This window comes from Pseudoalteromonas sp. S2755 (genome assembly GCF_005886535.1).
GTDB lineage: Bacteria > Pseudomonadota > Gammaproteobacteria > Enterobacterales > Alteromonadaceae > Pseudoalteromonas.
Genome location: NZ_PNDS01000247.1, coordinates 1 through 658 on the forward strand (window position 1 = coordinate 1; position 658 = coordinate 658).

The following is a 658-nucleotide window of genomic DNA, read 5'->3' on the forward strand; positions in this document are numbered from 1 at the left end:
TGTAGTGGTCAACTAATTTTGGCCACAGTTTTAGAATCTTGGTATCTAACCTCAGATTCATTTGGCGCTAAACCAGCATTATAATGATGAGGCCTAACGTTGTTATAATATCCGTTGATATAATCACTCACACCATATTTAGCATCTTTAAAGTTTTCGTATCCAACCTTTGGCATCCACTCCGTTTTAAAGCTTCTAAAAAATCGCTCCATTGGCGCATTATCCCAACAATTTCCGCGCCTGCTCATACTTTGTGTAATTTTATAGCGCCATAAACGTTGGCGGTACTTCAAGCTTGTATAATGGCTTCCTTGGTCTGAGTGAAACATCAATCCACTTGGTTTACCTCTGCTTTCATACGCGAGTTCAAGCGCTTTTAGCGTTAAGTTAGTATCTGGCGACAACGACATTGCCCAACCAACGACTTTACGTGCAAATAAATCAACAACGACCGCTAAATAGGCCCAGCGATTGCCTGTCCAAATATACGTCACATCACCGCACCACACCGTATTCGGCTCAACAACATCAAACTGCCTATCTAGCAAATTTGGGATTTCAAGATGCTCATTACCACCCCTTTTATATTGATGTTGTGGTACTTGGCAGCTCTCTAGTTTTAGTTTAACCATTAGCTTAGCGGCGCGATAACGGCTGT

The 658-nt window shown here is 41.8% G+C and carries 1 protein-coding gene; it reads right to left on the reverse strand.

Translation table 11 applies throughout. The annotated features are described in order from the left end of the window. Nucleotides 1-8: 8 nt before the first annotated feature. Nucleotides 9-658 (reverse strand): IS3 family transposase (locus CWC03_RS23080; RefSeq protein WP_138583823.1); only part of this gene is annotated, 650 nt, incomplete at its 5' end.